We start from the raw sequence: 22,822 nt of genomic DNA, 5'->3' as shown, positions 1-22,822 counted from the left end.
TTAGAACGGTTTGTACCATCTTTTCCTGAGCGATAAAAGGGTTCGCTCACGAAAAATCCTTTTTTCGATTCGCGTTGCGACCTCGATACAACACTTTGAGCAACGCATCGTCGTTCATGCAGAGCGCGACGCGTGTCACGCATGTATCGCGAGGTGCGCTCGACGCATCGAACGCTGATCGAAACGCGACGTCGTCGGGGATGTTTCGATCGCTTGTCACTGCCTGCAACGCAAGTGCCGCGTTACAGATTCCTTATCATTTTTTTAGTAGAGAGCGGCGCACACTTCAACCTCGATCGGTTGCCGTGCGCGCCGCCCGAACCTTCTTCCGGTCATGCGCGCCGCGTTACTGGCAGGCTTCGCACTCGTCGAAGCCCGGATCGCCCGGACGCATCGTGCACACCGGACCGTCTGCTTCGACCGGCGCGAGTGCCGGTGCTGCGTCGAGTGCACCCGACGACGACGCTGCGCCGCCTGCCGCACCGAAGCCGCCTGCCGCGCCTTGCGCGCCGCCGCTGCTCGAGCCGCCCGTCGGCACTGCGTTCAGCGCGCCGTGTGCGACCGTCGACTTCTCGACGTGCGTCGCCGCCATCGTGCGGAGGTAGTAGGTCGTCTTCAGACCGCGCAGCCATGCGAGCTTGTAGACCTCGTCGAGCTTCTTGCCCGACGCGCCGCCCATGTAGATGTTCAGCGACTGCGCCTGGTCGATCCACTTCTGACGACGCGACGCCGCTTCGACCAGCCACGTCGGGTCGACTTCGAACGCGGTCGCGTAGATCGCGCGCAGGTCGGCCGGGATGCGGTCGATGCGCGACAGCATGCCGTCGAAGTACTTCAGGTCGGCGACCATCACTTCGTCCCACAGGCCGCGTTCCTTCAGGTCGCGAACGAGGTACTCGTTGACCACCGTGAATTCGCCCGAGAGGTTCGACTTCACGTACAGGTTCTGGAAGGTCGGCTCGATGCATGCCGACACGCCGATGATGTTCGAGATCGTCGCCGTCGGCGCGATCGCGACGCAGTTCGAGTTGCGCATGCCGTGCGCGGCGATCCGCGAACGCAGCGTCGTCCAGTCGAGCGACTCGGACGTGTCGACCTCGACGTAGCCACCGCGCGCTTCCGTCAGCAGCTTCAGCGTGTCCTGCGGGAGGATGCCGCGATCCCACAGCGAGCCGCGGTAGCTCGAGTAGCGGCCGCGTTCCTCGGCCAGTTCCGTCGACGCGTAGTACGCGTAGTAGCAGACCGCTTCCATCGAACGATCGGCGAACTCGACGGCCGCTTCCGACGCGTACGGCGTGCGCAGCAGATGCAGGCAGTCCTGGAAGCCCATGATGCCCATGCCGACCGGACGGTGCTTCAGGTTCGAGTTACGCGCCTTCGGCACCGCGTAGTAGTTGATGTCGATCACGTTGTCGAGCATGCGCATCGCGACGCTGATCGTGCGCTTCAGCTTGTCGTGGTCGAGCGCGTAGCTGCCGTCGGCCTGCTTCACCAGGTGAGCGACGAGGTTCACCGAGCCCAGGTTGCACACCGCGATTTCGGTGTCGCTCGTGTTCAGCGTGATTTCCGTGCACAGGTTCGACGAGTGGACGACGCCGACATGCTGCTGCGGCGAGCGCACGTTGCACGGATCCTTGAACGTGATCCACGGATGGCCGGTTTCGAACAGCATGCCGAGCATCTTGCGCCAGAGTTGCTGCGCGGGGATCTTCTTGAACAGCTTGATCTCGCCGCGCGCGACCTTGTCTTCGTAAGCCGTGTAAGCCTTCTCGAACTCCGCGCCGAACTTGTCGTGCAGGTCCGGGCAGGTCGACGGCGAGAACAACGTCCAGTCACCGCCCTCCATCACGCGCTTCATGAACAGGTCGGGAATCCAGTTCGCCGTGTTCATGTCGTGCGTACGGCGGCGGTCGTCGCCGGTGTTCTTGCGCAGCTCGAGGAACTCCTCGATGTCGAGGTGCCACGATTCCAGGTACGCGCACACCGCGCCCTTGCGTTTGCCGCCCTGGTTGACCGCGACGGCCGTGTCGTTGACGACCTTCAGGAACGGGACCACGCCTTGCGACTTGCCGTTCGTGCCCTTGATATGCGAGCCGAGTGCGCGCACGCGGGTCCAGTCGTTGCCGAGACCGCCGGCGAACTTCGACAGCAGCGCGTTTTCCTTCAGCGCTTCATAGATGCCGTCGAGATCGTCTGCGACCGTCGTCAGGTAGCACGACGACAGCTGCGAGCGGTGGGTGCCCGAGTTGAACAGCGTCGGCGTCGAACTCATGAAGTCGAAGCTCGACAGCACGTTGTAGAACTCGATCGCGCGCGTTTCGCGGTCGATCTCGTTCAGCGACAGGCCCATCGCGACGCGCATGAAGAACGCCTGCGGCATTTCGATGCGGGAGCCGTCGACGTGCAGGAAGTAGCGGTCATACAGCGTCTGCAGGCCGAGGTAGCCGAATTGCAGGTCGCGGTTCGCGTCGAGTGCTTCGCCCAGACGCTTCAGGTCGAACTGCAGCAGCTTGTCGTCGAGCAGGCCGGCGTCGACGCCGCGCTTCAGGAACTGCGGGAAGTATTCGGCGTAGCGGGCCGACATCTCGGCCTGAACCACTTCCTCGCCGAGGATCTCGCGACGGATCGTGTGCAACAGGATGCGGGCCGTGACCTGGCTGTACGCCGGATCCTTTTCGATCATCGTGCGTGCTGCGAGGATCGCCGAGTCGTAGACCTGGCTCATCGGCACGCCGTCGTACAGGTTCTTCACCGTTTCCGCGACGATCGGGTCAGGGTTAACCGCGGTGCCGAGGCCGTCGCACGCCGACACGATCAGCGCGCGCAGCGCATTCAGGTCGAGCGGACGCGTGACGCCGTTGTCGACGACGTTGATGCCGGTGCTCGACTCGCCGCCCGCGGCCGCTGCTTCCTCGCCCGCATGCTGACGCTCGAGGTGACGCTTCTCGCGATACAGCACGTACGCACGCGCGACGTTGTGTTCGCCGCCGCGCATCAGCGCGAGTTCGACCTGGTCCTGGATGTCTTCGATGTGGAACGTACCGCCGTTCGGACGGCTGCGCACGAGCGCGCGCACGACGTTGTGCGTCAGTTGCTCGACGAGTTCGCGCACGCGCGCCGATGCCGCGCCCTGCCCGCCGTTGACGGCCAGGAAAGCCTTGGTCACCGCAATCGCGATCTTCGAAGGCTCGAACGACACCACGCTGCCGTTACGGCGGATCACCTTGTAGTCGGCGAACGTGGCCTGCGGCGCGAGCGCCTGCGCGCCCTGTTCGGTCCCGCCGAGCGGACGGCTCGAGGCGCTCTCGTACTGGGACGTCGCGTTGTCGGTGGTTTGCATGTGCAAAGCTCCTGGTGTTGGATGGTGCGGAGAGAACCGCGGATTAAAACGAACGCTGCGCAATGGAGTGCGCGAGCGGTAAGAGGCGAGCGATGCGTCGGGGAAGCCGGTTCGGTCGATGCGCGACAACCGTCCCGGTCGTGTGCTTCGTCATGTGTACCCTGCCCCGTCGAAGTTCGCTGCGCTTGATCGCGACGCCCGGACCGCCCGGCCTGGCGCGCCGCCCTGAGAACCCTGTCCGCCGGCGTTGCCCGCCGGCCGGCGCCGCTCGGGTTTCCCCTGCGACACACACTATATCTAGTACAGAACCGCTCAACTGGCACCAAGTATAGTGGACATTCGAGCGAGGTCAAAACGGATAATTTGCGGTGGAGGTCTTGACATCGCTCGCGCGCAGACACGGCAAGGCATTGGTCGGAGAAAAAACTTTCCCCGTCCAAAAAACCCTGCGCTCAGTGCTGACGGAAAGGAAAGTATTCGGCGGAAAAGCCGGCATCGCGTGCGAAGCGTTGCCAATCGAAGTGCGGACCCGGGTCGGTCTTTCGGCCCGGCGCGACGTCGGAATGCCCGGCCACCGCATCGATCGGGTAGCGCGCGGCGAGCGTGCGAGCGAGCACGCCGAGCGTCGCGTACTGGGCCGCGTCGAACGGCACGTCGTCCGCGCCTTCGAGCTCGATGCCAATCGAGAAGTCGTTGCAGCGCGGCCGGCCGAAGAACTCGGATGCGCCCGCGTGCCAGGCGCGCTCGTCGCACGACACGAACTGCACGAGCTCGCCGTCGCGACGGATCAGGAAGTGCGCGGACACGCGCACGCCGCGCAGATGGCTCCGGTAATAAGGGTGCGCATCGCAATCGAGGCGATTCAGGAACAGCGCCTCGATCGCATCGCCGCCGAACTCGCCGGGCGGCAGGCTGATGTTGTGGACGACGACGAGCGTCGGCACCGCGCCCGCGGGCCGCGCCTCGAAATTCGGCGACGGCGCGTGGCGCGCTTCGCGCACCCAGCCGCGCGCGTCGACCGACAGCAGCGCTGCGTCGCTCATCGGGCGTCGTAGCCGCTCGCGTGAGCGCCGTGTCGCTGCGCGTGCTCGATGCTGCAGAAGTATTCGCCGCCCGCGACTACGGCGTCGCCCTTCGGTGCATGCACGCCGCATTCTGCGCAGCGCACCATCGGTTCGGGCAGCGAGCGCGCATCGCCGTTCGGGCGTGCCGTCCCGGCGCTGCCGGAACCGGGTGCGCCGTCGAAGCCGCCACCGCGGCCGGTGCGCGCCTGCGCGTGCTCCTGGGCCTGGCGCAGCTTGCGCGTGAGCCACGAACCCGCGAAGAAGAGAAGAATCAGGAGAAGAATCTGTCGCATCTGAGACCTGCGTTCAAACCACGGAGCGGTGCAGCAGCACCTCGAAAACGAACCGGCTGCCGACATACGCGAGCAGCAGCGCGGCAAACGACACGAGCACCCAGCGCGCGGCGCCGCGCCCGCGCCAGCCCGACGTCTTGCGGGCGACCAGCAGGCCGCCGAACATCAGCCACGACAGCACCGCGAACACGGTCTTGTGATCGAGCCGCAGCGCGCGCGCATCGACTTGCTCGCTGAACAGGATTCCCGACGCGAGCGTGAGCGTCAGCAGCACGAAGCCGGCGCCGATCAGGCGGAACAGCAGCTTCTCCAGCGTGAGCAGCGGGGGCAGCGTTTCGAGCCAGCTCGCGATCCAGCCGGTCGACCCGTCGCGCCCGCCGCTCCTCAGCGACTGCAGGCGCCGCTCCACCATCAGCATCAGGACCGCGTGCAGCGCGGCGATCGCGAACAGGCCATACGCGATGTTCGCGATCAGGAAGTGCATCTTGAACAGCGGCGCTGCGGCATAAGGCAGCACCCGCACACCGCCGAACACGAGCGGCAGCAGCGATGCGCCGCACGCGAGCGGCAGCACCAGCAGGCGCAGGCTGTCGAGCGGGAAGAAGAAGCTCTCGATCCAGTAGATGCCGGCGCCGAGCCAGAACATCGCGGACAGCGCGAACGCGAAGCCGAAGATCATCGCGTCGTGCGGAAAAATCGTCATGTGCAGCAGCACGCCGTGCGCGACGAGCGCCGCGAACAGCAGCGCGCGGCCGGCCCCGCTCATCCCCGACGCGGCGGACGCCGGAACCGGCACGGCCGGCACGCTCGCGACGAGCGAGGTCGCGCCCTGGCGGTGCGTGCGCCAGCCTGCGACGGCGAGGCCGCCGTACAGGAATGCGGTGAGGGCATACAGTACAATATCCATGTTCGAAGTTTACACTAGGCCCCCTTCCCGCGACGGCTCCCTTTGTACGGTTCCGTTGCGCCTTCGGGCCCCACTGTCCATCGCTCCCCATGCTCGACAATCTCACTCAACGGATGGCGCGCGTCGTCAAGACGCTGCGCGGCGAGGCCCGGCTTACCGAGGCGAACACCCAGGAGATGCTCCGCGAGGTGCGTCTCGCGCTGCTGGAAGCCGACGTCGCGCTGCCCGTCGTCCGCGAATTCATCGCCAAGGTCAAGGAAAAGGCGCTCGGCGAGGAAGTGATCAGCAGCCTGTCGCCGGGCCAGGCGCTCGTCGGCGTGGTCCAGAAGGAACTGACCGCCGTGATCGGCGGCAACTACGAAGGCAAGGCCGCCGAGCTGAACCTCGCGGTCACGCCGCCCGCGGTGATCCTGATGGCCGGCCTGCAGGGCGCCGGCAAGACGACGACCGCCGGCAAGCTCGCGAAGCTGCTGCGCGAGAAGTACAAGAAGAAGGTGCTGACGGTGTCGTGCGACGTGTATCGCCCGGCCGCGATCATGCAGCTGAAAACGGTGAGCGAACAGGTCGGCGCCGACTTCTTCCCGTCGACGCCGGACCAGAAGCCCGTCGACATCGCACTCGCGGCCGTCGACTGGGCGAAGCGCCACTACCATGACGTGCTGATCGTCGACACGGCCGGCCGCCTCGGTATCGACGAGGCGATGATGCAGGAAATCGCCGCGCTGCACGGCACGCTGAAACCGGCCGAAACGCTGTTCGTCGTCGATGCGATGCTCGGCCAGGATGCGGTCAACACCGCAAAGGCGTTCAACGACACGCTGCCGCTCACCGGCGTCGTGCTGACCAAGCTCGATGGCGACTCGCGCGGCGGTGCCGCGCTGTCGGTGCGCCACATCACGGGCAAGCCGATCAAGTTCGTCGGCGTCGCCGAGAAGCTCGACGGCCTCGAGGTGTTCCACCCTGACCGGATGGCGAACCGGATCCTCGGCATGGGCGACATCCTCGCGCTCGTCGAGGAGGCCCAGCGCGGCGTCGACGTGCAGGCCGCGCAGAAGCTTGCCGACAAGGTCAAGAAGGGCGGCGACTTCGACCTCAACGATTTCCGCGCGCAGATCTCGCAGATGAAGAACATGGGCGGCCTGTCGTCGCTGATGGACAAGCTGCCCGCGCAGTTCCAGCAGGCGGCGGCCGGCGCCGACATGGGCCAGGCCGAGAAGCAGATCCGCCGCATGGAAGGGATCATCAGCTCGATGACGCCCGCCGAGCGCGCGAAACCCGAAATCATCAAGGCGACGCGCAAGCGCCGCATCGCAGCCGGCGCGGGCGTGCCGGTGCAGGAAGTCAACCGGATGCTGAACCAGTACGACCAGATGCGTACGATGATGAAGAAGCTGAAGGGCGGCAACATGCAGAAGATGATGCGCGGCCTGAAGGGCATGATGCCCGGCATGCGCTGATTCCGCCCGTCGGCCGGCGCGCGGGTTTTTGCCGTAGCGCGCGCCGGCCGTTCTGCCTCATCCTTATTTGTATACCGACTGCCCGCCAGAACACATGAACCGCGAAGAAGCCCTCCACATTTTCGACCACTCCGAAGAGATCGTCTCGGCCGATGCCGTCAACGCATCGATCGCCCGGATGGCCGACGCGATCCGCGCCGACATCGGCGACGCGTTCCCGCTCGTTCTCTCGGTGATGGGCGGCGCCGCGGTGTTTACCGGGATGCTGCTGCCGCACCTCGATTTCCCGCTCGAGTTCGACTACATCCACCTGACCCGCTACCGCAACACGACGCAGGGCAGCCCGGAGATGCACTGGCGCGTCGCGCCGCGCGAATCGGTGAAAGACCGTATCGTGCTCGTGCTCGACGACATCCTCGACGAAGGCGAGACGATGGCCGCGATCCGCGACCGCATCCTCGACATGGGTGCGAAGCGCTTCATGTCCGCCGTGCTGTGCGAGAAGACGCTCGCGAAGGCGAAACCGCTGCACCCCGACTTCTGCGGCTTCTCGGTGCCGGACCGCTATGTGTTCGGCTGCGGGATGGACGCAAAGGGCTACTGGCGCAACCTGCCGACGATCCGTGCACTGACCGCGAACGTCTGATCGCCGCCCTGCCCGCTATATAAACAGAAAGCGGCGCTCCGGTTTCCCGGAGCGCCGCTTTTTTTCGTCGACCACACCGTCCGCGCTACGGCTGCAACTGGTGCACGAACGCGCGAATACCGGCCAGCAGCATCTCGACCGAGATCGCGACAAGCACGAGGCCCATCAGCCGCTCGAATGCGGCGACGGTCCGCTCGCCGAGCCACGCCTGAATCCTTTCAGCCAGCACCAGTGTGATCGCGCAGACGATCATCGTGACCGTCAGCGCGCCGACCCACTCGAACATCTTGCCTGGCGCCTGCGACGTCAGCAGCATCACCGTCGCGAGCGCGGACGGCCCGGCGAGCGCCGGAATCGCGAGCGGCACGATGAAAGGCTCCCCGCCCGCGCGCGGATCGCTGCCGAGCGCGCCATCCGGATGCGGGAAGATCATCCGCAGCGCGATCAGGAACAGCACGATCCCGCCGCCGAGCCGCAGCGACAGGTCGGTGAGGCTCATCATCCGCAGGAAGCGGTCGCCGACCACCATGAAGAAGAGCAGGATCACGAACGCGATCCCCACTTCACGCAGGATCAGCTTCACGCGCCGCTCGCGCGGCACATCCCGCATCGCCGTGATGAACAGCGGGATGTTGCCGAGCGGATCCGTGATCAGCACGAGGAGCACGGTGGCCGACAGGAAGGTGTATTCCACCGTGTCCCCCGGTTGTAGCGCTTAGCGCGCGAGCGCGGCGCGGATCTTCTCCGTCACCGTCGCCGCGGCCGCATCGGCCGGCAGCAGCGTCGCTTCGGCGTCGCGGCGGCCCTGGTACTCGATCTTGCCTTCCTTCAGGCCGCGCTCGCCGATCACCAGGCGATGCGGCACGCCGATCAGTTCCCAGTCGGCGAACATCACGCCCGGGCGCTCGCCGCGATCGTCGAGGATTACGTCGACGCCGGCGGCGGTCAGGTCTGCGTACAGCTTGTCGGCGGCCTCGCGGACCATGTCGCTGCGATCGTAGCCCATCGGGCACAGCACGACCTCGAACGGGGCGATCGACTCGGGCCAGATGATGCCCTTCTCGTCGAAGTTCTGCTCGATGGCCGCGCCGAGAATGCGCGTGACGCCGACGCCGTAGCAGCCCATCAGCATCGGCTGCGGCTTGCCCGATTCGTCGAGGAACGTCGCCCCCATCGCTTCCGAGTACTTGGTGCCGAGCTGGAACACGTGGCCGACTTCGATGCCGCGGCAGATGTCGATCTCGCCCTTGCCGTCCGGCGACGGATCGCCCTTCTTCACATTGCGCACGTCGGCGACTTCCGGCTCCGGAAGGTCGCGGCCCCAGTTCACGCCCGCGATGTGATAGTCGACCTCGTTCGCGCCGACGACGAAATCGCTCATGTTCGCAACCGTGCGATCGGCGATCACCTTCACCGGCTTCTTCGTGCCGACCGGGCCGAGATAGCCCGGCGGCGTGCCGAACCACTCGACGATTTCCTGTTCGGTCGCGAAGCGGTGGTTCTTCAGCCCCGGCAGCTTCGACACCTTGATCTCGTTCAGGTCGTGGTCGCCGCGCAGCATCACGAGCCAGATGGTCGGCTCGGCACCTTCGTTGTCGGTGGCCAGCACGATCGACTTGATCGTGCGCTCGAGCGGGATCTCCAGCAATTCGGCGACGGCTTCGCACTTCGCCTTGCCGGGCGTCGCGACCTTTTCCATCGCTTCGGCCGGCGCCGCGCGCTGGGCGATCAGCGGCAGCGCTTCGGCCGCCTCGATGTTCGCCGCGAACTCGGACGTCGGACAATAGGCGATCGCGTCCTCGCCGGTGTCGGCGATCACGTGGAACTCGTGCGAGAAGTTGCCGCCGATCGAGCCGCTGTCGGCTGCGACCGCGCGGAACTCGAGGCCGAGGCGCGTGAAGATGCGCACGTATGCGTCATACATCTTGCGATACGACTCGTTCAGGCCGGCCGCGTCCTTGTCGAACGAATACGCGTCCTTCATGATGAATTCGCGGCCGCGCATCACGCCGAAGCGCGGACGAATCTCGTCGCGGAACTTCGTCTGAATCTGATAGAAGTTCACCGGCATCTGCCGGTAGCTCTTGATCTGGTTGCGCGCGATGTCGGTGATGACTTCCTCGTGCGTCGGCCCGATCACGAAGTCGTTGTCCTTGCGGTCCTTGAAGCGCAGCAGCTCGGGGCCGTACTGTTCCCAGCGGCCCGATTCCTGCCACAGCTCGGCCGGTTGCACGGCCGGCATCAGCAGCTCGATGGCGCCTGCCCGGTTCATTTCCTCGCGCACGATCGCTTCGACCTTGCGAATCGAACGCAGACCGATCGGCAGGTAGTTGTAGATGCCGCCGGCGACGCGACGGATCATGCCGGCGCGCACCATCAGCTTGTGGCTGACGATCTCTGCGTCGGCCGGTGCTTCTTTGAGGGTGCCGATAAAGAAACGGGAAGCTTTCATGCGGACGGTTCCAAATACGGCGCCCCCAGGCGGGGCGCCCGAAAAAGTTTCAAGGTGAAAAAGCTGCGCGCGACGAACGACGATGGCGCAGATGACGTAGCAGACAAATCAGGGACGAATCAGCCGGTGCCCCGCGCGCGGATTCGCTCCGTCACGGTGCGCAGCGCCCGTTATCTGTTTATAATCAAAGCAATTTTAAAGGATTCGAAGGTGGTTGTATGCTGGATCGTGAAGGCTTTCGCCCGAACGTCGGCATCATCCTCTTGAACGCGCGCAACGAGGTGTTTTGGGGCAAGCGGCTCCGCGAGCATTCCTGGCAGTTTCCTCAAGGTGGGATCAAGTACGGCGAGACCCCCATGCAGGCGATGTACCGGGAACTGCACGAGGAGACCGGCCTGCACCCGGAACACGTCAAGATAATCGGCCGCACCCGCGACTGGTTGCGTTACGAGGTGCCTGACAAGTTCATCAAACGCGAAGTACGCGGCCATTACCGCGGCCAGAAGCAGATCTGGTTCCTGCTGCGGATGGTCGGACGCGATTGCGACATTTGCTTGCGCGCGACCGATCACCCGGAGTTCGATGCATGGCGCTGGAACGAGTACTGGGTGCCGCTCGATGCGGTGATCGAGTTCAAGCGGGATGTCTATCAGTTGGCGCTGACGGAACTGTCGCGCTTCCTGCGCCGCCCGGCGCAGCGAGCCGAAAAGCCGCGTGGGCCGCGTCCGTCGCGCTATCCGCGCGTCATCGGTGCGCAGGTCCAGCAGACGCTGACGATTGTCGACACATCGGTAGTTTGTTCGGAGATCGAAGTGGAGGCGAGCACGCTCGACGAGATGCCGCCCCGTGAGATCGTCGGCAAATGACGAGTCGGACTGCATGACCGGGCGCGACCTTGTGTCGCGCCCTTTTTTTACGAGGAATGCATATTGAAAGCGATTGCTCTCGCGCTCGCATCGATTGTCGCGGCGGCCACGCTGGCCGGTTGCGCGAATTCGAAGACGCCGACCAACAAGGACGACAGCGAGTTCGTGTACCTGCTGGACCGCCAAGGCAACTGGAAGGAAAATCCGGTCGACACGCTGCCGCCGCTTCCGCAAGCAGGCGACCTGCTGCCGTTCAACGTATCGCAGAACACGCCGCTCAAGTTCTCCGTCGATGCGAAGTCGCTCGCTGTCGGTACCGACGGCGTCGTGCGTTATGCGGTCGTCATCACGAGCCCGGCCGGCGCACGCAACGTGAACTACGAAGGCATCCGCTGCGACACCTACGAATGGCGTCAGTATGCAGGCCTGAATTCGGATCACGACGGCTGGGACCGCACGGTCGAGAACGACTGGCGTCGCATCGAGAACGGCGAGCTGAATGCGTACCACTCGGCGCTGTACCAGGACTACTTCTGCTCGAACAAGATGCCGCAGGGCACGACCCAGCAGATTCTCGAGAACATCCGGTTCCACCGCACCGCGATGAGCCAGCTGCGCTGACCCGCGACGCAGGCCACCGGCCCTGCCCCGCCAGTCGCAACAAAAAGCCCGCACAACGCGGGCTTTTTTAATATCTCGCGACGCTCTGGCCGAATGGTTACACGAGCACGAGGTTATCGCGGTGAATCAGCTCAGGTTCCAGCATGTAGCCGAGCACCGTCTCGATCTCGCCGCTCGGCTTGCGGTGAATCAGCTTCGTTTCCGCGCTGCTGTAATTCGTGAGACCGCGCGCCACTTCGCGTCCGTCGGGGCCGACGCATGCGATCACCTCGCCGCGCGCGAATGCGCCCTGCACGCCGATCACGCCGATCGGCAACAGGCTCTTGCCGCCGGCCGTCAGCTTCTCGACCGCACCGGCATCGATCACGACGTGCCCGCGCACCTGCAGATGATCGGCCATCCATTGCTTGCGCGCGGCCATCCGCGCGGTGCGCGCGATCAGCTGCGTGCCGATCGCCTCGCCCGCCGCCAGCCGCAACAGCACGTCGGCTTCGCGGCCACTCGCGATCACGGTATTCGCGCCACTGTGCGCTGCGCGCTTCGCCGCGAGAATCTTCGTCAGCATTCCACCTCGGCCGAGGCTCGAGCCGGCTCCGCCCGCCATCGCCTCGAGTTCCGGTGCGCCTGCACTGGCTTCCGCGACCAGCGTTGCGTTCGGATCCTTACGCGGATCGGCCGTGAACAGCCCCGACTGATCGGTCAGGATGATCAACGCGTCGCCTTCGATCAGGTTCGCGACCAGCGCGCCAAGCGTGTCGTTGTCGCCGAACTTGATTTCGTCCGTGACGACCGTGTCGTTCTCGTTGATGATCGGCACGACACCGAGCCGCAGCAGCGTGAGCAGCGTCGAGCGCGCGTTCAGATAGCGTTCGCGATCGGCAAGGTCGGCGTGCGTCAGCAGGATCTGCGCGGTGCGGATATCGTGCTCGGTAAAGCGGCTTTCATAGACCTGCGCGAGCCCCATCTGGCCAACCGCGGCGGCAGCCTGCAGTTCGTCGATCTCGCGCGGACGCTTGCTCCAGCCGAGCCGCTGCATCCCCTCAGCAATCGCGCCCGAACTGACGAGCACCACTTCCTTGCCCTGCGCGCGCAGCGCGGCGATCTGGGCCGCCCAGCGGCCGATCGCAGCATGATCGAGCCCCTTGCCGTCGTTGGTTACGAGGCTCGAACCCACCTTCACCACCAATCGCTTCGAATCCGCGATGATCGAACGCATCGTGCGCTGTCTCCTGTATCTGATGCCTGCCCGGCCGGGCGCGATTAAATTCCGGCACCGGGCGCGACGCCCGGTGCGTTCCGGCCCCGCTCAGACGTCGTCGCCGGACGTCGCACCGCCATCGACGGGCGGCGCATCGCGGAACCGCACGTCCGCGGCCAGATCTTCCTCTTCCGCCGCGCGATGGGCGTCCGAATGCTCGGCGAGGTAGTCGTAGATCGCATAGCACAGCGCTTCGCAGCCCTGACCCGTGAGTGCCGAAATCTCGAACACGGGGCCGTCCCAGCCGAAACGGTCGAGGAAATCGGCGACGCGCGCCTCGCGCTCGTCTTCCGGCACCATGTCGAGCTTGTTGAGGACGAGCCAGCGCGGCTTCTCGTAGAGCGCCTCGTCGTACTTGCGCAGCTCACCGACGATCGCGGTTGCTTCCGCGACCGGATCGACGCTTTCGTCGAACGGAGCCAAATCGACGAGATGCAGCAGCACGCCAGTGCGCTGAAGATGTCGCAGGAACTGGTGGCCGAGGCCCGCCCCTTCGGCGGCGCCCTCGATCAACCCCGGGATGTCGGCGATCACGAAACTCTTGCTCGGGCCGACCCGTACGACGCCAAGGTTCGGCGCGAGCGTGGTGAACGGATAGTCCGCGATCTTCGGCTTCGCGTTCGACACCGACGAGATGAAGGTCGACTTGCCGGCGTTCGGCATGCCGAGCAGACCGACGTCGGCGAGTACCTTCAGTTCGAGCCTCAGCATGCGCCGTTCGCCCGGCTTGCCGTCGGTCTTCTGGCGCGGCGCGCGGTTCGTGCTCGACTTGAAATGGAGGTTGCCGAGACCGCCTGCGCCGCCCTTCGCGAGCATCACCTGCTGATCGTGTTCGGTCAGGTCGGCGATCAGCTCGCCCGTGTCCATGTCGGTCACGACCGTGCCGACCGGCATGCGCAACGTAACGTCGTCGCCACCCTTGCCGTAGCAATCGGATCCGCGACCGTTTTCGCCGTTGCGCGCCAGATGCTTCTTCGCGTAACGATAGTCGATCAGCGTGTTGATGTTGCGGTCGGCAATCGCGTAGACGTTGCCGCCCCGGCCGCCGTCGCCGCCATCCGGCCCGCCGAACGGAACGAACTTCTCGCGGCGCATCGACGCGCTGCCATCGCCTCCGTCGCCGGCGATGACTTCGATTCGTGCTTCGTCAATGAACTTCATTCGTCACTCCGACCAGTATTTCCGCTATTGTGCCGCGCGCCGGCGCGCTTGAACAATCTGCCGTTCGGCCGATTGCGCGTCGTTTCGCGACAGCCGCCGGTGCGCACATGCGCCCGGCGGCCAAATAAAAAAAGGCCCCGCGAAGACTGCGGGGCCTTTCGGCTACGAAGCCCGTGGGTGCCTGAACTTAGGCAGCCGCCGGGACAACGATGACCAGATGCTTCTTGTCCGCGCCCTTGGTCGCGAACTTGACGTGACCGTCGACCAGCGCGAACAGGGTGTGATCCTTGCCCATGCCGACGTTCTCGCCAGCGTGCATGCGCGTACCGCGCTGACGCACGATGATGCCGCCGGCATTGATTGCCTGGCCGCCGTACACTTTCACGCCGAGACGTTTCGACTCGGAGTCGCGGCCGTTCCGGGAAGAGCCGCCTGCCTTTTTGTGTGCCATCTGATTGCTCCTTTACCGAGGCGCTTACGCGTTGATCGCGTCGATGCGCAGCTCAGTGTAGTTCTGGCGGTGGCCGCCGTGCTTTTGGTAGTGCTTCCGGCGACGCATCTTGAAGATGGTGACCTTGGCATGACGACCGTGCGACACAACGGTGGCCTTGACGGAAGCCCCACTGACCAGCGGCGTACCGAACTTAATCGATTCGCCTTCGCCCACTGCGAGAACCTGGTCGAGCGTGATTTCAGCGTCAATGTCAGCCGGTATCTGTTCTACTTTGAGTTTTTCGCCAACGGCAACCTTGTACTGCTTGCCGCCGGTTTTTATGACCGCGTACATTGAGAACCTCACTCTGGATCCAATTTTTCCGCACACCACGCGCGGAAAACACGTGATTATACATGGGGTTAGCACCCAAGTCAAAGCCGATCCACGATTGCCGCGCGCAAGCCCTGGCCGGACGGCCAAAATCACCATGCCGGCACGTCCGACAGACCGGGATATCGCGGATTCGACTTATAATCCGCGGCATCACCCATTTCGATCATCATGTCGTCGTCCACCGCCTCCCCCACCCTCAGCGCCGCTCACCTGCTCTCCCCGATCGCCAGCGACATGGAGCAGGTCAATCGCGTTATCCGGCAAAGCCTCGCGTCCGACGTGCTGCTGATCAACCAGATCGCCGAGTACATCATCGGTGCGGGCGGCAAGCGGCTGCGTCCGGCGCTGCTGTTGCTCGTCGCCGGTGCGCTCGGCGAGACGTCGCACCAGCGGCACGTGCTGGCCGCCGTCGTCGAGTTCATCCACACGGCCACGCTGCTGCATGACGATGTTGTCGACGAATCCGAACTGCGGCGCGGCCGCCAGACGGCCAACGCGCTGTTCGGCAACGCGGCGAGCGTGCTGGTAGGCGACTACCTCTATTCGCGCTCGTTCGAGATGATGGTCGGTGTCGGCAAGATGCGCGTGATGGAAATCCTGTCGGAAGCAACGACGATCATTTCCGAAGGCGAAGTGCTTCAGCTTCTGAACATGCACGACGCGGACGTCGACGAGTCGCGCTACATGCAGGTGATCCGCTACAAGACGGCAAAGCTGTTCGAGGCATCGGCCCGCCTGGGCGCTGTGCTCGCCGGCGCCGATGCGCCGACCGAAGCCGCCGCGGCCGAATACGGCCGCCGGATCGGCACCGCATTCCAGATCATGGACGACTGGCTCGACTACGCGGGCACGGCCGAAGCGATGGGCAAGAATGCCGGCGACGATCTGCGCGAAGGCAAACCGACGCTGCCGCTCATCTATCTGATCGAACGCGGCACGCCCGAACAGTCGGCGCTCGCGCGCGAGGCGATCGAACAAGGCGGCACCGACCGCTTCGATACGATTTTCGATGCGATCACGCGTTCTGGCGCGCTCGACCATACACTCGAATGCGCGCGCCAGGAAGCACAGGCCGCTGCGGCCGCGATCGCCGCGTTCCCGGATTCGATCTACAAGGAAAGCCTGCTCGCGCTGTGCTCGTACTCGACGTCGCGGCAGTCGTAAACGCGACGCGAAGGGGACGCGATACCTTCTCTCGAAAAAATTTCTTCACCAAGGTATTCCCTTTTAGAAAAAACATCGTTATAGTTACGTTCTTGCTTGAGACGACGCAGCGATCTTCACGAAGACGGCAGAGTCCGAAGAGCAAAAATCGGGGTGTAGCTTAGCCTGGTAGAGCGCTACGTTCGGGACGTAGAGGCCGGAGGTTCGAATCCTCTCACCCCGACCAGATTTGAAAAAACCGTGCACCATGTGCACGGTTTTTTTTTGCCTTTCTTTTGCCCGATCGCGCGGCCCCGATGCCGCGCACGACACATCCCGGCCGCCGGCCTCTGCTATATTCCCTTCCATCCCTGTCCTTCACTGCCCCTTCCGACGCGTGGACCAAATTCCCTTATGGGCGCAAATCGGCGCCGTCTTCCTGCTTCTCCTCTGCTCCAGCTTCTTTTCCATTTCCGAGACCGCGATGATGGCGCTCAACCGCCATCGGCTGAAGCATCTCGCCGGCCAGGGCGTGCTCGGCGCGAAAACCACGCAGGGTCTTCTCACCCGCACCGACCTGCTGCTCAGCGTGATCCTGATCGGCAACAATCTGTTCAACACGATCATCCCGGTTCTGACCACTTCGCTCGCGCTGCACACGTTCGGCCGTAACAACCTCGCGCTGTCGATCGCGACCGGCATCGTCGCGTTCCTGATCATCGTATTCGCGGAAATCGCGCCGAAGATCGTCGGTGCGACCTTTCCCGAGCGCATCGCGCTGCCCGCCAGTCTCGTGATCGCGCCGCTGATGCGTGTGTTCAAGCCGGTCGTGTGGTTCGTCAACGCGCTTGCGAACGGCGTGCTCTGGGTGCTGCGCATCAATACGAAGAAGGGCCGCGACCAGCGGATGTCGGCCGACGAGCTGCGCGCGATCGTGCTCGAATCGAGCAGTTTCATGCCGACCAAGCACCGCAGCATCCTGCTCAACCTGTTCGACCTCGAGAACATCACGGTCGACGATGTGATGGTGCCGCGCCGGCAAATCGAATCGCTCAACTTCCACGCGCCGCTCGACGACATCCTGCATCAGCTCGAGACCTGCTATCACAACCGCCTGGTCGTCTATGAAGGAGACATCGACAAGGTGCTCGGCGTGCTGCACGTCAGGAAGACGCTCACCGCACTGCACAACCAGGATTTCGATCGCGAAACGTTGCGCACGCTGCTCGCCGAGCCGTACTACGTGCCGTCGGGCACACCGGTCGTTCAGCAGCTCCAGTATTTCCAGGAAAGCCGGCAGCGAACCGCACTCGTCGTCAACGAGTATGGCGAACTCGAGGGGCTCGTCACGCCCGAGGACATCATCGAGGAGCTGATCGGCGAATTCACGACGTCGATGCCGCGCGGCGAACGCGCGGGCGGCTGGGACCAGAACGGCGAATGCATCGTCGCCGCGAGCATGCCGCTGCGCGAACTGAACCGCTGGCTGCACCTGCAACTGCCAACCGACGGACCGAAGACGCTCAACGGCCTGATCCTCGAGATCCTCGAGGAAATTCCCGAAGGCGACGTGTGCCTGAGAATCCGTGACGTGATGCTCGAGGTCATGCGCAGCGACGACCAGGCCGTTCGCACCGTCAAGCTCTTCAAGCCACGCAGCACGCGCGCACGCGCCGCGCGCTAGCCAAACGGCCGACTGTCGGCGCCGCTCGCGATACGCGACCATTTGCAGGTCACGATCAACAGGCGGCCGAGCGCCGGCTCACATGCACTTGTCACCTCCCGGGGCACCGCCGCGCACACAGCGGCTGCCCGCCTCCATTGGCGCATCTCCCGCTGAAACGTCACGGTCGCTCGATGCGGCGCAGCTCGACGACTCGCCCGCCGTACGGCTGCTGACCGACACGCTGCACGCCGCCCGCGTGCGCGACGCGTCCGACGTCCACGTCGAACCGTCCGAAGCAGGCTGGCGCATCCGCCTGCGCATCGATGGCGTCCTGCATGAACACGCGCGGCCGCCTGCTCATTTGCGCGATGCACTCGTGACGCGAATCAAGGTGCTCGCCCGCATGGACATCGCCGAGCGCAGGCTTCCGCAGGACGGCCGGCTGCGCATTGCGGTCGACGGCGGCATGCGAGGCGACTATCGCGTCAGCTCGCTGCCCACGCTGTTCGGCGAGAAGCTCGTGTTGCGCCGCCTGGAAATGTTGCCGCCCGACCTCACGCTCGCGCGCCTCGGCTTCGACGCGCGGCAGGCCTCGGCGATGGAGGCCGCGATTCGCGCGCCGCACGGCCTCGTGCTCGTCACCGGGCCGACCGGAAGCGGCAAGACGCTGTCGCTCTACTGCGCGCTGCAAATGCTCGACCGCGATGCCCACAACGTGTGCACGGTCGAGGATCCGGCCGAGATTCAGCTAGACGGCATCAACCAGGTCGGCGTGGCCGAAAAAGCCGGACTCACTTTCGCCACTGCGCTGCGCGCGCTGCTGCGGCAGGACCCGGACGTCATCATGGTCGGTGAGATTCGCGATGCGGAGACGGCCGACGTCGCGATCAAGGCCGCGCAGACCGGGCACCTCGTGCTGTCGACGCTGCATACGAATGACGCGCCAACAGCCGTCGCGCGACTGCTCGACATCGGCGTCGCGCCGTACAACCTGGCCGCCGCATTGCGCCTCGTCACCGCGCAACGCCTCGTTCGGCGCCTGTGCACCGGCTGCCGCGTGCGTTCGGACGCATCGGCACGTGCGCTGCGCGAAGCAGGCTGCGATTCGGCAGCGCTGGAGTCCGGATGGCGTCCGTTCGTCGCACGCGGCTGCGCCGCCTGTCACGGCATCGGTTATCGCGGCCGGATCGGCCTGCATCAGACAATGCCGGTTTCATCGGCAATGACGGAGCACATCGTCGCGCGCGCAAGCGTGGGCACGCTCGCGCAATGCGCGGCCTCCGAGGGTGTACGCAGTCTGCGCGACGCGGCGCTCGCGCACGTCCGCGACGGCACGACGAGCATCGCGGAAGCGTTGGCCGCGACACCTGACGCGTGACCGCCATGCATGCACCGACAAACGAAACCCGCTTCGCGTGGCGCGGCCGTCGTCGCGACGGCACGCCATGCCGCGGCAACGTCATCGCGTTCGATGCAGCCGCCGCACGCGCAGTGCTCGCGCGCGAAGGCGTCGCGGTGCTGTCGCTCGACATCCGCGGCGCGGCCCGGCCACCGGCTGCCGGCGCACGGGAGGTCACGCGCTTCACGCGTCAACTCGCGAGCCTGCTGCAAGCAGGACTGCCACTCGCACCGTCGCTCGAAATGCTCGCCCGCACCCGTACCCGCGACGGGCTGCCACGCATCGCCGCCGGCCTCGCACGCGAGATCGTCGGCGGGCAACGCTTCGCCGCCGCGCTCGCACGCTATCCGACCCAGTTCGGCACGCTGTATCGCCAGTTGATCGAGGTGGGCGAGGCATCGGGTGCGCTCGGTACCGTGCTGACCCGCGTTGCGGAGCACCGGGAACGCGCCGACGCGCAATGGCGCAAGCTGCGTGCCGCCCTCGCCTACCCGGTCGCCGTCATCGTGTTCGCGCTCGCGATCTCTGCCGCGCTGATGGTGTGGGTCGTGCCGACGTTCCGGCAGATCTTCGACGGCTTCGGCGCCGCCCTGCCGGCGCCGACCCGCGCCCTGCTCGCCCTCTCGTCCGCGACATCGGCCTGGGGCGGCGCGTTGGCTGCCGGTGCAGGCGCCGTGGGACTTGCCGCGCGCCACGCGCTGCGGCGCTCGCCTTCGCTGCGCTATACGGTCGCGCGGCATCTGCTGAACCTGCCGCTCGTCGGCGGCGCGTTCACGCGCTTCGCGACCGCGCGCTGGTGCCGCTCGCTTGCAACGCTGCTCGGTGCTGGCGTCCCGCTCGCCGATGCGTTCATCACGCTCGAGCGCGCCGCCGGCCATCCGGTGTTCGAGCAGGCCACCGCGCAAATTGCGTCTCGCGTGCTGCGCGGCGTGCGTCTGGCCGATGCGATGCACACGGCGGGATGCTTCCCGGACGACGTCGTGCAGCCGATCGCCGTCGCCGAGGAAACCGGCGCGCTCGACGCGATGCTCTCCGATATTGCCGCGCTATGCGAGCGTCAGCTCGACGCGCGGCTCGATGCGCTCGCCGCGCTCGGCGAGCCACTGATCGTGATCGTGCTGGGTGCACTCGTCGGCGGCCTCGTAATCGCGATGTATCTGCCCATCCTTCAGCTGGGCAACGTGGTGTAGCATCGCAACCGATTCTGTCGTCTTTCATGCCGAACCCGAGCCCCATGACGTCCGCGCCCCTGATCACCGTTTTCGATTCGCCCGACAGCACGCTGCTCGCGCTGGCGATGCTGCCGCCCGCGGTGCAGTATGTGTTCGCCGTCGTGCTCGGCCTGTGCGTCGGCAGCTTCGTGAACGTCGTCGTGCACCGGGTCCCCGTGATGATGCAGCGCGCCTGGCAGGCCGAGATTGCCGAAGCGACCGGCAGCGCAAGCACGCCGCCGGACGACGGCTATCCGCCGCACTACGATCTGTGGCGCCCGCGCAGCGCCTGTCCGCATTGCGGCCACGTGCTGCGTGCGTGGGAGAACATCCCGCTCGTCAGCTACTTGCTGTTGCGCGGGCGCTGCCGTCAGTGCGGTCATGCGATCGGCATGCGCTATCCGCTCGTCGAACTCGCCGGTGCGCTGCTCGCCGCCGGTTCGCTCGCCGCGTTCGGCCCGACCGTCGCCGCTCTCGCCTCGTTCGGTCTGTGCGCTGCTTTGCTGGCGATGAGCGCAATCGATATCCGGACCGGCTACCTGCCCGATTCGATGACGCTGCCGTTACTCTGGGCCGGGCTCGCACTGAACCTCGGTGGCACGTTCACGTCGCTGCGTTCGGCCGTCGTCGGCGCAATGGCCGGCTACCTGTTCCTGTGGTCGATCTACTGGCTGTTCAAGTGGTTGCGCGGCATCGAAGGCATCGGATTCGGCGACCTGAAGCTGCTTGCCGCGCTCGGCGCATGGATGGGCTGGGCCGCGCTGCCGCAGGTCGTGCTGTTCGCCGCGGTGACAGGCGCGCTCGTCGGGCTCGTCGCGACTTGGCGCGGACGCATGCGCTTCGAGGAGCCGATTCCGTTCGGCCCGTTCCTCGCGGCAGGCGGCGTCGCGACGCTGTTTTTCGGCACCCCTTTCTATTCGGCATTCGGCGGCTGATATGACGCACCGCCGGCGGCCGCCATGTTCGCTGCGTCGCGGGAAGGCGCTTCGCTGCCTCGTGACGGCCCGGCGGAGGCTCGCATGTTTTCAATAGGACTCACCGGCGGCATCGGCAGCGGCAAGACGACCGTCGCCGACATGTTCGCCGCACGCGGCGCATCGCTCGTCGATACCGACCTGATCGCGCACCGCATTACCGCACCGGCCGGCCTCGCGATGCCGGCGATCGAACATGCATTCGGACCGAACTTCGTCGCGGCCGACGGCTCGCTCGACCGTGCGAAGATGCGCGCACTCATTTTCAGCGACGACGACGCACGCCGGCGCCTCGAAGCGATCACGCATCCGCTGATCCGCGCCGAGACCGAGCGCGAGGCCCGCGACGCGCAGGGCCCTTACGTGATCTTCGTCGTGCCGCTGCTCGTGGAGTCAGGTAACTGGAAGGCGCGCAGCGATCGCGTGCTGGTCGTCGACTGTCCGGTCGAAACGCAGATAGCACGTGTGATGCGGCGCAATGGTTTCACGCGCGAACAGGTCGAAGCGATCATCGCAAGACAAGCGACGCGCGAAGCGCGCCTCGCTGCGGCCGACGACGTGATCGTCAACGACGCGACGACGCCCGCTGCGCTCGCCGCACAGGTCGATGCACTGCACCAACGCTATCTCGCATTCGCGGCTGCCGCGCACTGACCGCCGCGCGCGATCGTGATGGTGTACGAAATTGGTGCGTTGCTAGGGTAGACAGTGAGCATTAGAATGTCCTGCATTGTTTCAATCCCTACCCTAGAGGCGAGCGCGCTTGATTCTTTACGAGTATCCGTTCAACGAGCGAATTCGCACGCTGTTGCGCCTCGAAGACCTGTTCGAGCGCTTCGCGTTCTTTTTGGCTCAGGAGGACCCGCGTGAACATCACGTCGCGCTGACGACGTTGTTCGAAATCGCCGAGGTCACAGGCCGCGCGGACCTGAAATCGGATCTGATGAAGGAGCTCGAACGTCAACGCCAGACGCTCGCCCCCTTTCGCGGCAATCCGGGCATCGAACAGAATGCGCTCGAGGTCGTGCTCGGTGAAATCGAGCAGACGCTCGCCAATCTTGCGCAGATGCAGGGCAAGACCGGGCAGCATCTGATCGACAACGAGTGGCTCGCCAGCATTCGCAGCCGCGCGGTGATTCCCGGCGGCACGTGCAAGTTCGACCTGCCGTCGTACTATGCGTGGCAGCAATGGTCCGCGGAACAGCGGCGCCAGGACATCGCGAAATGGATCCTGCCGCTGCTGCCGCTGCGCGACGCCGCTGCGATCGTGCTACGGCTCGCGCGCGAATCAGGCCAGGCTTCGAAAGTGATGGCGATGCAGGGCAGCTACCAGCAGATGCTGTCGGGGCGCACCTACCAGTTGATGCAGGTGCGCGTGCCCCCGGAGCTGCGCGTGATTCCCGAAGCGAGCGCCAACAAATACATGCTGTGGGTACGGTTCACCATGCAGGACGGCGACGTGCGGCCGCGCGCGGTGGACATCGACGTTCCGTTCCATCTGACACTATGCAATCTGTAACGGCCGCGTGCCGGTT

At 65.3% G+C, this 22,822-nt stretch carries 21 protein-coding genes and 1 tRNA gene; 12 read left to right on the top strand and 10 right to left on the bottom strand.

Annotated elements, in window-relative coordinates; all coding sequences use genetic code 11:
- Window positions 1-346: 346 nt before the first annotated feature.
- The 4 genes from WI26_RS02515 to WI26_RS02500 all read right to left on the bottom strand — a co-directional run bounded on the left by WI26_RS02515 (window position 347) and on the right by WI26_RS02500 (window position 5,604).
- On the bottom strand, window positions 347-3,340 hold the full coding sequence (locus tag WI26_RS02515) for a ribonucleoside-diphosphate reductase subunit alpha (protein ID WP_059538682.1): 2,994 nt from the start codon (window positions 3,338-3,340) through the stop codon (window positions 347-349).
- 452 nt (window positions 3,341-3,792) lie between these two features.
- Window positions 3,793-4,383, bottom strand: a complete 591-nt coding sequence (gene ampD / locus WI26_RS02510) for a 1,6-anhydro-N-acetylmuramyl-L-alanine amidase AmpD (protein ID WP_069225109.1) — start codon at window positions 4,381-4,383, stop codon at window positions 3,793-3,795.
- Window positions 4,380-4,697, bottom strand: a complete 318-nt coding sequence (locus tag WI26_RS02505; RefSeq protein ID WP_069225108.1) for a PP0621 family protein — start codon at window positions 4,695-4,697, stop codon at window positions 4,380-4,382. The genes ampD and WI26_RS02505 overlap by 4 nt, the downstream gene beginning before the upstream one ends.
- A gap of 13 nt (window positions 4,698-4,710) precedes the next feature.
- Window positions 4,711-5,604, bottom strand: a complete 894-nt coding sequence (locus WI26_RS02500) for a cytochrome C assembly family protein (RefSeq protein ID WP_059465334.1) — start codon at window positions 5,602-5,604, stop codon at window positions 4,711-4,713.
- An 89-nt stretch (window positions 5,605-5,693) separates the two neighbouring features.
- Here WI26_RS02500 and ffh point away from each other — a divergent pair, with 89 nt between their 5' ends.
- Together ffh and WI26_RS02490 are read left to right on the top strand one after the other, a co-directional pair.
- Window positions 5,694-7,061, top strand: a complete 1,368-nt coding sequence (gene ffh / locus WI26_RS02495; RefSeq protein ID WP_069225107.1) for a signal recognition particle protein — start codon at window positions 5,694-5,696, stop codon at window positions 7,059-7,061.
- A gap of 94 nt (window positions 7,062-7,155) precedes the next feature.
- Window positions 7,156-7,707 carry a hypoxanthine-guanine phosphoribosyltransferase gene (locus WI26_RS02490; RefSeq protein WP_059465332.1) on the top strand — a complete coding sequence of 184 codons (552 nt, stop codon included), beginning with the start codon at window positions 7,156-7,158 and terminating at the stop codon, window positions 7,705-7,707.
- A gap of 85 nt (window positions 7,708-7,792) precedes the next feature.
- Here WI26_RS02490 and WI26_RS02485 read toward each other — a convergent pair whose 3' ends face one another.
- Both WI26_RS02485 and WI26_RS02480 read right to left on the bottom strand, forming a co-directional pair.
- Entirely contained in the window at window positions 7,793-8,401 is a 609-nt protein-coding gene (locus WI26_RS02485; RefSeq protein WP_040143346.1) for a MarC family protein, read from the bottom strand.
- Between the two features lie 21 nt (window positions 8,402-8,422).
- The gene (locus WI26_RS02480) at window positions 8,423-10,159 is read right to left on the bottom strand and encodes a proline--tRNA ligase (RefSeq protein WP_069225106.1); all 1,737 of its coding nucleotides are present in this window, start codon (window positions 10,157-10,159) and stop codon (window positions 8,423-8,425) included.
- Between the two features lie 218 nt (window positions 10,160-10,377).
- Here WI26_RS02480 and WI26_RS02475 point away from each other — a divergent pair, with 218 nt between their 5' ends.
- Window positions 10,378-11,025, top strand: coding sequence for an RNA pyrophosphohydrolase (locus tag WI26_RS02475; RefSeq protein WP_059510973.1), 648 nt, complete (start codon window positions 10,378-10,380; stop codon window positions 11,023-11,025).
- A 63-nt stretch (window positions 11,026-11,088) separates the two neighbouring features.
- Entirely contained in the window at window positions 11,089-11,646 is a 558-nt protein-coding gene (locus tag WI26_RS02470) for a CNP1-like family protein (RefSeq protein WP_059465329.1), read from the top strand.
- A 97-nt stretch (window positions 11,647-11,743) separates the two neighbouring features.
- Here the strand turns inward: WI26_RS02470 and proB are convergent, their stop codons facing one another.
- The 4 genes from proB to rplU all read right to left on the bottom strand — a co-directional run bounded on the left by proB (window position 11,744) and on the right by rplU (window position 14,852).
- A complete protein-coding gene (proB, locus tag WI26_RS02465) occupies window positions 11,744-12,862 on the bottom strand; it encodes a glutamate 5-kinase (protein WP_059916332.1) in 1,119 nt (372 codons plus the stop codon).
- Window positions 12,863-12,952: 90 nt separating this feature from the next.
- On the bottom strand, window positions 12,953-14,065 hold the full coding sequence (gene cgtA / locus WI26_RS02460; RefSeq protein ID WP_069225105.1) for an Obg family GTPase CgtA: 1,113 nt from the start codon (window positions 14,063-14,065) through the stop codon (window positions 12,953-12,955).
- A gap of 187 nt (window positions 14,066-14,252) precedes the next feature.
- Window positions 14,253-14,516, bottom strand: a complete 264-nt coding sequence (gene rpmA / locus WI26_RS02455) for a 50S ribosomal protein L27 (RefSeq protein WP_006476999.1) — start codon at window positions 14,514-14,516, stop codon at window positions 14,253-14,255.
- 24 nt (window positions 14,517-14,540) lie between these two features.
- Complete coding sequence (gene rplU, locus WI26_RS02450) at window positions 14,541-14,852, bottom strand: 50S ribosomal protein L21 (protein ID WP_006025184.1); 312 nt, start codon at window positions 14,850-14,852, stop codon at window positions 14,541-14,543.
- A gap of 210 nt (window positions 14,853-15,062) precedes the next feature.
- On the opposite strand from rplU, the gene WI26_RS02445 reads away from it, so the two are divergent.
- From WI26_RS02445 to zapD, 8 genes are all read left to right on the top strand, one after another.
- Window positions 15,063-16,058: a polyprenyl synthetase family protein gene (locus tag WI26_RS02445; protein ID WP_069225104.1), complete on the top strand. Its 996-nt coding sequence runs from the start codon at window positions 15,063-15,065 to the stop codon at window positions 16,056-16,058.
- A gap of 149 nt (window positions 16,059-16,207) precedes the next feature.
- Window positions 16,208-16,284 (top strand) — tRNA-Pro (locus tag WI26_RS02440).
- Window positions 16,285-16,434: 150 nt separating this feature from the next.
- Window positions 16,435-17,721: an HlyC/CorC family transporter gene (locus WI26_RS02435; protein WP_155768728.1), complete on the top strand. Its 1,287-nt coding sequence runs from the start codon at window positions 16,435-16,437 to the stop codon at window positions 17,719-17,721.
- Between the two features lie 82 nt (window positions 17,722-17,803).
- Window positions 17,804-19,081 (top strand): GspE/PulE family protein, encoded by a 1,278-nt coding sequence (locus WI26_RS02430; RefSeq protein WP_069225102.1) that lies wholly within the window; start codon window positions 17,804-17,806, stop codon window positions 19,079-19,081.
- Between the two features lie 5 nt (window positions 19,082-19,086).
- Window positions 19,087-20,292, top strand: coding sequence for a type II secretion system F family protein (locus WI26_RS02425; protein WP_069226334.1), 1,206 nt, complete (start codon window positions 19,087-19,089; stop codon window positions 20,290-20,292).
- A 44-nt stretch (window positions 20,293-20,336) separates the two neighbouring features.
- Entirely contained in the window at window positions 20,337-21,248 is a 912-nt protein-coding gene (locus WI26_RS02420) for a prepilin peptidase (RefSeq protein ID WP_069225101.1), read from the top strand.
- Between the two features lie 84 nt (window positions 21,249-21,332).
- A complete protein-coding gene (gene coaE / locus WI26_RS02415) occupies window positions 21,333-21,941 on the top strand; it encodes a dephospho-CoA kinase (protein ID WP_059465323.1) in 609 nt (202 codons plus the stop codon).
- Window positions 21,942-22,050: 109 nt separating this feature from the next.
- Window positions 22,051-22,806: a cell division protein ZapD gene (gene zapD / locus WI26_RS02410; RefSeq protein ID WP_069225100.1), complete on the top strand. Its 756-nt coding sequence runs from the start codon at window positions 22,051-22,053 to the stop codon at window positions 22,804-22,806.
- Window positions 22,807-22,822: the final 16 nt, after the last annotated feature.

This window comes from Burkholderia diffusa (genome assembly GCF_001718315.1).
Classification (GTDB): Bacteria; Pseudomonadota; Gammaproteobacteria; order Burkholderiales; family Burkholderiaceae; genus Burkholderia; species Burkholderia diffusa_B.
The sequence above is the reverse complement of the archived record's forward strand: the minus strand, read 5'-3'. Positions and strand labels throughout refer to the sequence as shown.

What these genes read in the sequence shown, in the direction of transcription:
- WI26_RS02445 (WP_069225104.1), top strand. Translation starts at nt 15,063, where the DNA reads ATGTCGTCGTCCACCGCCTCCCCCACCCTCAGCGCCGCTCACCTGCTC.
- ampD (WP_069225109.1), bottom strand. Translation starts at nt 4,383, where the DNA reads ATGAGCGACGCAGCGCTGCTGTCGGTCGACGCGCGCGGCTGGGTGCGC.
- WI26_RS02475 (WP_059510973.1), top strand. Translation starts at nt 10,378, where the DNA reads ATGCTGGATCGTGAAGGCTTTCGCCCGAACGTCGGCATCATCCTCTTG.
- WI26_RS02490 (WP_059465332.1), top strand. Translation starts at nt 7,156, where the DNA reads ATGAACCGCGAAGAAGCCCTCCACATTTTCGACCACTCCGAAGAGATC.
- cgtA (WP_069225105.1), bottom strand. Translation starts at nt 14,065, where the DNA reads ATGAAGTTCATTGACGAAGCACGAATCGAAGTCATCGCCGGCGACGGA.
- WI26_RS02425 (WP_069226334.1), top strand. Translation starts at nt 19,087, where the DNA reads ATGCATGCACCGACAAACGAAACCCGCTTCGCGTGGCGCGGCCGTCGT.
- coaE (WP_059465323.1), top strand. Translation starts at nt 21,333, where the DNA reads ATGTTTTCAATAGGACTCACCGGCGGCATCGGCAGCGGCAAGACGACC.
- WI26_RS02420 (WP_069225101.1), top strand. Translation starts at nt 20,337, where the DNA reads ATGACGTCCGCGCCCCTGATCACCGTTTTCGATTCGCCCGACAGCACG.
- WI26_RS02500 (WP_059465334.1), bottom strand. Translation starts at nt 5,604, where the DNA reads ATGGATATTGTACTGTATGCCCTCACCGCATTCCTGTACGGCGGCCTC.
- rplU (WP_006025184.1), bottom strand. Translation starts at nt 14,852, where the DNA reads ATGTACGCGGTCATAAAAACCGGCGGCAAGCAGTACAAGGTTGCCGTT.
- WI26_RS02515 (WP_059538682.1), bottom strand. Translation starts at nt 3,340, where the DNA reads ATGCAAACCACCGACAACGCGACGTCCCAGTACGAGAGCGCCTCGAGC.
- WI26_RS02430 (WP_069225102.1), top strand. Translation starts at nt 17,804, where the DNA reads ATGCACTTGTCACCTCCCGGGGCACCGCCGCGCACACAGCGGCTGCCC.
- WI26_RS02480 (WP_069225106.1), bottom strand. Translation starts at nt 10,159, where the DNA reads ATGAAAGCTTCCCGTTTCTTTATCGGCACCCTCAAAGAAGCACCGGCC.
- WI26_RS02505 (WP_069225108.1), bottom strand. Translation starts at nt 4,697, where the DNA reads ATGCGACAGATTCTTCTCCTGATTCTTCTCTTCTTCGCGGGTTCGTGG.
- proB (WP_059916332.1), bottom strand. Translation starts at nt 12,862, where the DNA reads ATGCGTTCGATCATCGCGGATTCGAAGCGATTGGTGGTGAAGGTGGGT.
- ffh (WP_069225107.1), top strand. Translation starts at nt 5,694, where the DNA reads ATGCTCGACAATCTCACTCAACGGATGGCGCGCGTCGTCAAGACGCTG.
- rpmA (WP_006476999.1), bottom strand. Translation starts at nt 14,516, where the DNA reads ATGGCACACAAAAAGGCAGGCGGCTCTTCCCGGAACGGCCGCGACTCC.